This window comes from Bacillus sp. LL01 (assembly GCF_001037965.1).
In genome coordinates this window covers 1-9,768 of record NZ_LFEL01000043.1, presented here as the reverse complement: position 1 = coordinate 9,768, position 9,768 = coordinate 1, and the positions used below count along the sequence as shown (strand labels likewise).

11 protein-coding genes and 1 other annotated feature are annotated in these 9,768 nt (G+C 39.0%); all 11 genes read right to left on the bottom strand.

The window, feature by feature from the left end; translation table 11 throughout:
• The coding region (gene sigH / locus AB685_RS23155; protein ID WP_198530571.1) for an RNA polymerase sporulation sigma factor SigH at positions 1-429 on the bottom strand (429 nt) is incomplete at its 3' end.
• Positions 430-511: 82 nt separating this feature from the next.
• Positions 512-1,024 (bottom strand): NYN domain-containing protein, encoded by a 513-nt coding sequence (locus tag AB685_RS23150; RefSeq protein ID WP_047972939.1) that lies wholly within the window; start codon positions 1,022-1,024, stop codon positions 512-514.
• Positions 1,025-1,774, bottom strand: coding sequence for a 23S rRNA (guanosine(2251)-2'-O)-methyltransferase RlmB (gene rlmB, locus AB685_RS23145; protein WP_047972938.1), 750 nt, complete (start codon positions 1,772-1,774; stop codon positions 1,025-1,027).
• Between the two features lie 4 nt (positions 1,775-1,778).
• Positions 1,779-2,201 (bottom strand): Mini-ribonuclease 3, encoded by a 423-nt coding sequence (locus AB685_RS23140; RefSeq protein ID WP_047972937.1) that lies wholly within the window; start codon positions 2,199-2,201, stop codon positions 1,779-1,781.
• 1 nt (position 2,202) lies between these two features.
• On the bottom strand, positions 2,203-3,600 hold the full coding sequence (gene cysS, locus AB685_RS23135; RefSeq protein WP_047972936.1) for a cysteine--tRNA ligase: 1,398 nt from the start codon (positions 3,598-3,600) through the stop codon (positions 2,203-2,205).
• A gap of 34 nt (positions 3,601-3,634) precedes the next feature.
• Positions 3,635-4,279 carry a serine O-acetyltransferase gene (gene cysE / locus AB685_RS23130; RefSeq protein WP_047972935.1) on the bottom strand — a complete coding sequence of 215 codons (645 nt, stop codon included), beginning with the start codon at positions 4,277-4,279 and terminating at the stop codon, positions 3,635-3,637.
• Positions 4,280-4,343: 64 nt separating this feature from the next.
• Positions 4,344-4,568 (bottom strand) — a binding site (T-box leader).
• A gap of 10 nt (positions 4,569-4,578) precedes the next feature.
• On the bottom strand, positions 4,579-6,033 hold the full coding sequence (gltX, locus tag AB685_RS23125) for a glutamate--tRNA ligase (RefSeq protein ID WP_047972934.1): 1,455 nt from the start codon (positions 6,031-6,033) through the stop codon (positions 4,579-4,581).
• Positions 6,034-6,114: 81 nt separating this feature from the next.
• Entirely contained in the window at positions 6,115-6,594 is a 480-nt protein-coding gene (gene ispF / locus AB685_RS23120; RefSeq protein ID WP_047972933.1) for a 2-C-methyl-D-erythritol 2,4-cyclodiphosphate synthase, read from the bottom strand.
• A 2-nt stretch (positions 6,595-6,596) separates the two neighbouring features.
• Entirely contained in the window at positions 6,597-7,283 is a 687-nt protein-coding gene (gene ispD, locus AB685_RS23115) for a 2-C-methyl-D-erythritol 4-phosphate cytidylyltransferase (protein ID WP_047972932.1), read from the bottom strand.
• 197 nt (positions 7,284-7,480) lie between these two features.
• Positions 7,481-8,575 carry a PIN/TRAM domain-containing protein gene (locus AB685_RS23110; protein ID WP_047972931.1) on the bottom strand — a complete coding sequence of 365 codons (1,095 nt, stop codon included), beginning with the start codon at positions 8,573-8,575 and terminating at the stop codon, positions 7,481-7,483.
• A gap of 181 nt (positions 8,576-8,756) precedes the next feature.
• The coding region (gene disA / locus AB685_RS23100) for a DNA integrity scanning diadenylate cyclase DisA (RefSeq protein WP_047972929.1) at positions 8,757-9,768 on the bottom strand (1,012 nt) is incomplete at its 5' end.

The window sequence follows — 9,768 nt, the reverse complement described above, 5'->3', positions numbered from 1 at the left end:
ATCTTCTGGATTAGTAACTCTAGAACCACAGATCACATCCAATAGTGTACGGTCTGACTCTTCATCATATAATGGTTTATCTAGTGAAACATACGAGTTAAGCGGAATATGCTTTTGCCTCGTTGCCGTTTTTATTGCGGTAATAATCTGACGAGTAATACATAATTCAGCAAACGCTTTAAATGATGCTAGCTTGTCCCCTCTAAAATCGCGGACTGCCTTGTAAAGTCCAATCATACCTTCTTGAACAATGTCCTCATGATCTGCACCAATTAAAAAATAAGATCTAGCTTTAGCACGCACAAAATTTTTATATTTGTTGATCAAAAACTCTAGCGCACCGCTATCCCCCATACGCACTTGTTCCACTAACACATCATCATTAACTTGATCATAACTGAGCTTCTTTACCGTTTCTTGAAGGTCCATGTGCACGACAATCCCCCCGACCTTGGATGTTGTCCAAATTATACAATAATTATATRGCACAGTTTTCCAGCGGGTCAACCACTCATCGTTCGCCTCGACGCCATCTTTCAAAAATTTCAATCATTTCTTCGTTTAAAGGTAAGTTTGTCGAATTTCGCTTCTTTCGAGTTAATTCGACACTCTTTTCAATCCCTTTACCTGCAACTTCAACTTCAATTAATAATTCTCTAGCCGACTTTCTTAAAGCTCCGCTTCCAAAAATAAGGGATTGCTCTGTAAAGTCCGAAGTAGCTACATGAATCCTCGTATCAATTTGTTTAAGCTCGAGAACCAGACGTTCAATCCGCTCATCTGCTGTTTCATTTTCTTTTGTATATATAACATCGACGCGATAATTATGATAATGCTTACCTATACCAGCCACCATATGAGCATCAAATATCACTTTCACTTCATAGCCTGTAAAAGCCTGATACTCAGCCATATATTCAACAAGACGGTCACGTGCCAGAGYAAGATCGCGATCTTTCAAAACGCGTAGCTCCGGCCATGCTCCAATCATGTTGTAACCATCAACAAGAAGAATATCTTTCATTTACTTATTTCCTAGTGGATGACGTTTTCGATGTACTTCATACATCAGAAGACTTGCGGCCACGGATGCATTAAGAGAAGTAACTTGTCCTACCATCGGAATATGAATGAGGAAGTCACATTTTTCTTTAATTAAACGACTGATCCCTTTTCCTTCACTACCAATAACAAGACCAATCGGCATATCAAAAGAAGCCTGACGGTAATCATCGCTTCCTTTTGCATCTGTACCAGCAAACCATASCCCTCTCTTTTTCAAATCATCCATCGTGCGTGCGATATTGGTTACACGCACTACTGGAATATACTCAATTGCCCCCGTTGAAGCTTTGGCAACAGTTTGTGTAAGGCCTACTGCACGGCGCTTAGGAATAATAATGCCATGTGCACCGACTGCATCAGCTGTACGCATAATTGAACCTAGGTTATGAGGATCCTCAACCTCATCTAGAATGAGGARAAATGGCTCCTCATTTCGTTTGTTGGCTAGTGCAAATAAGTCATCTAATTCAGCATACTCATAAGCAGCTATAGAAGCTACTACACCTTGGTGATTAGAGCTATCTACTAATTGTTCAAGCTTCTTTTTAGGCGCATTTTGAACAAGAACGCCTTGTTCTTTAGCAAGCTGTATCACCTTTGTCATTTGTCCTTTTTGAGATCCCTCTGCAATCCAAATTTTATTAATAGTATGTCCTGCGCGAAGAGCCTCGATAACGGGGTTTTTACCAACAATAAATTCCTGATTCACTCTCTCACGCCTCCTTTCCGTTCTTATCATCTAATATTGAAAAGACTTTTTCCATCAATTGATCTAATCTTTCTTTGCGATTGTGCAAATAAAGATAACCAAGTACCGCTTCGAAACCGGTTGAGTAGCGATAAGTGTTAGCATCGGTATTTTTCGGAATAGACCCAGACTTTGCATTGCGGCCGCGCTTTAGCACGGCCTCTTCTTCTTCACTAAAATAACCTTCGTCTAGTAATACATAGACCACTTTTGCTTGCGCTTTTGCAGAAACGTAGCGTGTCGCCTCCACATGCAGCCGGTGAGGCCTGACTTTACCTTGTGCAATCAAATAGTAGCGAACATACATATCTAATACCGAATCACCCATATAGGCTAGCGCCAATGCATTGAGCTGCATTAAATCTGTGTTGGGTTCAATTAATTTCATTCTAGCCTCGCTTCCAGCGTACACCTTGTGCAGTATCTTCTAGTAGGATACCTTGCTCTTTTAATTGATCGCGAATCTCATCTGCACGCTTAAAGTCTCGAGATTTACGCGCTTCGTTTCTCTGCTCAATTAAAGCTTCGATTTCCCCATCTAGTAATTCAACTTGGTCACGAAGTTCTATTGCTAATACGCCTGCAAGCTCATCAAATAGGTCAATAAAGGCTTGTAATACCTGCTTAGACGTTTGTTCCTCACGTAAATACCGATTTGCTTCTTTGGCTAAATCGAATAGAACCGAAATTCCATTTGCACTATTAAAGTCATCATCCATCTCTTTAATAAAGGTTTCTTTCACCTGCGAGATTTTTGCAAGCCATTGCTCTTTTTCACCATAATCAGCCGATTCAGCTAATCGATGTTCTAAGCTTGAAACTGCCGTTCTTAGACGTTCTAAACCATTTTTAGCTCCTTCTAGTAGTTCATCACTAAAATTGATTGGACTACGATAATGAGCAGTTAGCATAAAGAAGCGAACGACTTCTGCAGAATGTTGTCGAATAATATCATGTGCCAAAACAAAATTTCCGAGTGATTTCGACATTTTTTCGTTATTTATGTTAATAAAACCGTTGTGCATCCAGTAATTAGCCATTGTTTTTCCTGTTAATGCTTCTGATTGCGCAATTTCATTTTCATGATGTGGAAACGATAAATCTTTTCCGCCCGCATGAATATCGATTGTATCACCTAAATATTTCTTTACCATAGCTGAACATTCAATATGCCAACCAGGACGACCATGACCCCATGGACTTTCCCAAGAAACCTCACCTTCTTTTGCCGCCTTCCAAAGAACGAAATCTAGTGGATCTTCTTTTCTTTCATCCACTTCAATTCTAGCCCCAGAACGAAGGTCATCAATGGCTTGAGACGATAATTTCCCGTAGCCTTCAAACTTTTTTGTGCGAAAATAAACATCTCCACCAGATTCATAGGCATATTCTTTTTCAATTAATTTAGCAACAAAATCGATAATTTCAGGAATCGTTTCTGTTACTCGCGGGTGCTTATCAGCTTTTTTTACACCAAGAGCACATGTATCATTGTGGTACTCTTCAATAAAACGATTAGCAACGGCGAAGACATCTTCACCAAGTTCATGTGCTGCACGAATAATTTTATCATCTACATCTGTAAAGTTAGAAATAAACTCTACCTCATAACCGCGATACTCAAGGTAACGCCTCACCATATCATAAACAATTGGTGGTCTTGCATTCCCAATATGAATGTAATTGTAAACGGTTGGTCCWCATACGTACATCTTAACTTTGCCTTCTTCAATCGGTACAAACGTCTCTTTCTTCTTTGTTAAACTGTTATATAGCTGAACCGCCATATGATCGACTCCTTAAACCTGATTAAATTCTTTTTTATCTTTTCTGGTGAGCTAATTCTTTGCGAAGCTCTTTTATTTCGTCTTCTAACTCTTTTAATTTATCAGCAATTGGGTCAGGTAAGAGATGATGATCAAGGTCATCTGACACTTTCACTCCATTTTGAATGACAATCTTTCCTGGAATCCCTACTACTGTAGAATTTGGTGGCACCGGCTTTAATACAACTGATCCTGCCCCTATACGAGCATTTTCTCCAATTAAAAATGATCCTAATACTTTTGCTCCTGAGGCAATTAACACTCCGTCTGCAACCGTCGGATGTCGCTTTCCTTTTTCTTTCCCTGTTCCTCCTAATGTTACGCCTTGATAAATCGTAACATTGTCACCGATCTCACACGTCTCTCCTATGACCACACCCGTTCCATGATCAATAAATAAGCGTTGACCAATAATGGCACCAGGATGAATTTCAATGCCAGTAAAAAAGCGACTAATTTGTGATTGGAGCCTCGCTAAAAAATATAGCTTCTTTTTCCACATCCAATGTGCCAAACGGTGAGACCATATAGCATGAACACCTGAATAGGTGAAAATAACCTCTAGGCGACTTCTTGCAGCAGGGTCTTGACTAAATACAACATCGACATCGTTCATTAGCGTACGTATGATCTTTCTCATCGCTTCTCCTCCCCTTTTGAAACTACATTTTAAACCACTAAAAAACGCCTCTGTGCAGGATATGCACAGAGGCGCTAGGCGCGGTTCCACTCTGTTTAAGTGAAGAGTGTTTCCTTCACTATCTCTATAGCCATTAACGACGCCACTCGCTTTTTTCTACTGTGCAATGCAGTTCAAAAAAAGACTCAAGGGTGCATTTTCAGAAGAACTTGCTTAAACCACTTGCAGCCAATGGTGGTTCTCTCTAAAAAGCAATGCACTTCTTACTTTTCCCTCTCAACACGATTAACAATATGAATTTATAATAAGCTTTCWAGACGTGCAGTTACTACAGCCTTACCAAGCAGTTCAATGGAGTCCGGAAGATCTCGACCATGTGTTTGCCCCGTTGTGGCAACACGAATTGGCATAAATAACTTTTTACCTTTTTGACCTGTTGCTTTTTGAGTTGCTTTAATTGCGCTCTTTATGTCGGCAGCTTCAAATGTTTCTAATTGCTTTAGCTCACTTAAAAATTGGTTAAGCACTTCAGGTACTTGTTCTTCATCAAGTACTTCTTGCGCTTCTTCATTATAATCAATTTCCGTCTTAAAGAACAACTCCGTTAACTCAACAATTTCTGCACCATATTGAAGTTGTTCTTGGTATAAGCCAATTAAACGCTTAGCCCATTGAAGACGCTCTTCGTTCAGGTCYTCTGGAAGTCTTTCTGCTTTTTTAAGATGCGGAAGCGCTAAGTCAACTACTTCATCAAGATCTGCATCTTTTATATATTGATTATTCATCCAAGAAAGCTTCTCAGTATCAAATACAGCTGGTGCTTTTGAGACTCTCTCAAGCGAGAATTGCTCACCAAGCTCTTGCATAGAGAAAATCTCTTCTTCTCCAACTGGTGACCAACCAAGTAGAGCTAAGAAATTCACAATTGCTTCTGGCATATAACCAAGCTCTCTATATTGCTCAACAAACTGAATAATAGACTCATCACGTTTGCTCATCTTTTGACGATCCGGATTTAAAATTAAAGATGCATGAGCAAAACGAGGAACATCCCACCCAAATGCTTGATAAAKCATCACTTGGCGTGGCGTATWTGAAAGATGCTCCTCCCCGCGAATAACATGAGAGATTTTCATTAAGTGATCATCAACTGTCACCGCAAAGTTATACATTGGTACTCCATCTTTTCTTGCAATAACAAAGTCACCAATTCCATCAGATTCAAATGTTACTTGACCACGAACGGCGTCATCAATCACGATTTCTTTTCCTTCAGGTACACGGAAACGCACGACTGGCTTAAGCCCTTTTTCCTCATAGGCTTTTCGCTCTTCTTCTGTTAAGTTACGGTCACGGCCACTGTACTTTGGTAACTCACCTCGAGCTGACTGAGCCTCGCGCTYTSCTTCAAGTTCGCTTTCCGTCATGTAACAGTAGTACGCCTTACCTTCGTCTAGTAATTGTTGAATATAATCTTTGTAAAGCTCAATACGCTCCATACAGCTGTACGGGCCATAATCCCCACCAACATCAATACTCTCATCCCATTCAATTCCTAGCCACTTTAAACTATTTAATAGCTTATCCTTAGCTGTTTCAACGTTACGAGCTTGATCTGTATCTTCAATACGAAGAATAAATTTTCCACCTTGGCTTTTTGCATAAAGATAATTAAATAAAGCCGAACGGGCACCACCAATATGTAAATGCCCCGTCGGACTTGGAGCAAAACGAACTCTCACTTCACTTCCCATTAATTGCACCTTCCATTTCTAAAATAGTATGCTTTTTATTGTAGCATTGTTCCTAATTTACTGCGTCACTCTTTTTTCAYTTCAAGAAGTTTTTGTTAAAAGAACAGTAGCTAATGAAGCGAGTCCTTCACCACGCCCAGTAAACCCGAGTTTCTCCGTTGTCGTAGCTTTTACATTCACTTGACTTAATTCAGCTTCTAAAAGTTCTGCAATTCGTTCCCTCATATCGTTAATATGAGGAGCCATCTTTGGCTTTTCGGCAATAATTGTGCAGTCGATATTGCCTAATTGATAGCCCTTTTCCTTCACTATCTTCCATACATGAGTTAATAACTTGGCCGAATCCGCATCTTTAAATTCTGGATCTGTATCAGGAAAATGCTTTCCAATATCACCTTCTGCGATCGCACCAAGTACCGCATCTGCAATCGTATGAAGAAGAACATCCGCATCAGAATGTCCAAGTAAGCCTTTTTCATAAGGAATCGTAATCCCGCCAATAATAAGTGGTCTACCTTCAACTAATTGATGTACATCATAGCCTTGTCCTATTCGAATCATGCCTATACCTTCTCCTTTTGTGTTAAGATCGCTTCTGCAAAGAGTAAATCCTCTGGCGTCGTCAGCTTAATATTCGTGTAATCTCCCTGAACAATTGATATGGGCTTACCAAGCCATTCAATTAAACTGGCATCATCAGTACCAAGTTTATTTTCCGCTTCTGCTTTTTCATGCGCTTCCTTTAAGAGCTCTATATCAAAAGCTTGTGGCGTTTGAATAGACCATAGCTCTTCACGCTTCATTGTCTCTAGTACTTTAAAATCCTTCACCCGTTTAACTGTGTCTTTCACTGGGACGGCAACAGTTGCAGCACCGCTGTTAGCAGCATCGTTTACGAGTAGGTGAATGATCTCTTGATTAATAAAAGGCCTTGCTCCATCATGAACAAGTACAATACCCTCTCCATCTATAGCATCAATCCCACACTTCACGCTTTGTTGACGCTCAAGTCCCCCGTTTACAATCATAATTTGTTTCTTATCGCTAAGGAAAGAACATAGCTCACCCATTTCTTTCCGCTCCTCTTTATTAACAACAAGAATGATTCGGTCACACCATGGGTCAGAAACAAATGCTTTTAGGGTATGCACAATAATTGGCTCATTGCGCAAATGAATAAATTGTTTGTTCTTACCTGCTTGCATCCTTTTACCTTGTCCTGCAGCAGGGATCACCACACTATAGTTCATTGTTTTTCTCCTCAGCTATGCCTTTTTTAAGACATCCTTTCTTCTATATGTAATGCAATTTATTTTATCATGATTCAGCTTATTTTCGCATATGATTTGGCAGAATATCCGCGCACTTCATATGTTTTATAGGACGATAAAAAGTAAAAGCACCTTCCATCTTCATTACATAGAGGTAGGCGCTTTTAAATGACTTCTTATAATGCTTTTTCTAATAATTTTGGTTTAGCGAATATCATTCGACCAGCGCTTGTCTGAAGAACACTTGTTACGACAACATCAAGATTTTTCCCGATATGATCGCGTCCACCTTCTACGACAATCATCGTACCATCATCTAGATAAGCAACTCCTTGGTGATGTTCTTTCCCGTCTTTAATTACCTGTACATTCAGCTCTTCGCCCGGAAGAACAACAGGCTTTACTGCATTAGCTAAATCATTAATGTTTAGGACCGACACTCCTTGTAGCTCACATACTTTATTTAAATTAAAGTCATTTGTGACTACCATTCCAGAAGATATTTTAGCCAGTTTTACAAGCTTACTATCAACTTCTTGAATTTCTTCAAAGTCGCCTTCATAGATCTCTACATTAATCGGTAATTCTTTTTGAATTTTATTAAGGATGTCTAATCCACGACGACCTCGGTTACGCTTAAGTACATCTGAAGAATCCGCAATATGTTGAAGTTCCTCTAAGACAAACTCAGGTATAACTAATGTCCCTTCTAGGAATCCCGTTTTACAAATATCTGCAATACGACCATCAATAATCACACTAGTATCAAGAATCTTTAGCTGATTGCCTTGCTTTAATTCAGCTTCTTCATCTTCTTTTTTCTTCCCTAAGTTTCGCGTCATGGTGAATAGATTAATTAATTCATCACGTTTCTTAAAACCGATTTGAAATCCAAAGTAACCTAAGAAGATGGTAACAAAGATAGGAACGATTGTACTTAAGACTGGAATTTGAATAACATTGAGAGGAATACCAATTAAATACGCAACAATTAGTCCAATAATCAATCCCATTGATCCAAATAAAACGTCAGTCACGGGGGCTTTTACAATGGCTTCTTCCACTAACTTCATTAAGTTTACAATATAATCAGCTAACCAAAATGTTGTAACAAATAAAACACCAGCACCGATAACAGCACCTGCATAAGGACTCATTAACCACGTTGGGATATCACCAAAATTAATAAGTTGAATCAGTTCCGGAACAAATAAAAACCCAAGGGTCCCCCCCATTAAAATAAAAAACAATTGCACAATCCACTTCAGCATTCAGCTTCACCTCCTTCAATTATTATAGACAAGTTTCCATAATTGAAACCTAGCAAACTTGATTTCACATAAAATTCCAAGATCACCTACTACTTCAAACGTATCAAACCAAAAACTTTCTGTCAATTCAGAAAACTTATTATTATACATAAAAGTCCTGGAAGTTTCAACCTTCTTCTCTTTAAATGTGACGGTCCACAAATAGCTGCTCTTGAATTCGTTGAAGCCCACCTTTAATCATTTTAGCTCTGGCTTCTCCAATCCCTTCTACTTCATCAAGTTCCTCAATACTGGCAAACATAATACTAGATAAATTTCCATATTTCTCGATTAGATTATTTATAATAAGTGGCGGGAGTCTTGGTATTCGATGAAGAATTCTATACCCTCTAGGTGAGACAGCTTGTTCTTGGACATTAATGTTCTTCCCATAACCAAGCACTTTTACGATCTCATGTTCATCTAATAAGTCCTCTTTTTGAGACTTCGTTAACTCACGCAGAGTATCAAATTCATCTTGTTTTTTGTCTTTGACATAATCTTTCAGTAAATAAATCGCTTCTTTTTCGATATTTGAAACCAATTCATTTAACTGCATCGTAATAAGCCTTCCCTCATCACCAAGCTCATTCACATAATTTAAAATTTCACGTTTAATTCTAAGCACCATCTGAACACGATGAATGACTTGAGTTACTTCATGAAACGTTACTAATTGTTCAAACTCAAGAGCCCCTAAATTGGTGATGCCTTGATCTAAGACGACTTTATATTTTTCCAGCGTTTGAATTGCTTGATTGGCCTTTGTTAAGATCACTCCAATATCTTTAAGTGAATAGCGATGCTCTCCCTGATAAAGAGTGATAACATTTCGACGTTGCGAGATTGAGATGACCAAGTTGCCAGTTTGCTTAGCAACACGCTCTGCCGTACGGTGACGAATTCCCGTCTCAATCGATTCAATGCCGTTATTTGGTACTAGCTGCGTATTTGCGTATAAAATACGTTGGCCATCCTCGCTCAAAATAATGGCACCATCCATCTTAGCTAGTTCATATAAATACGCAGGCGAGAAATTACAATTAATAAAAAATCCCCCGTCTACAATATTCATCATCTCATTATTATAGCCAAGTACGATTAATCCTCCTGTTTTCGCTCGAAGTACWTTATCTATACCTGCTCGGAGTGGG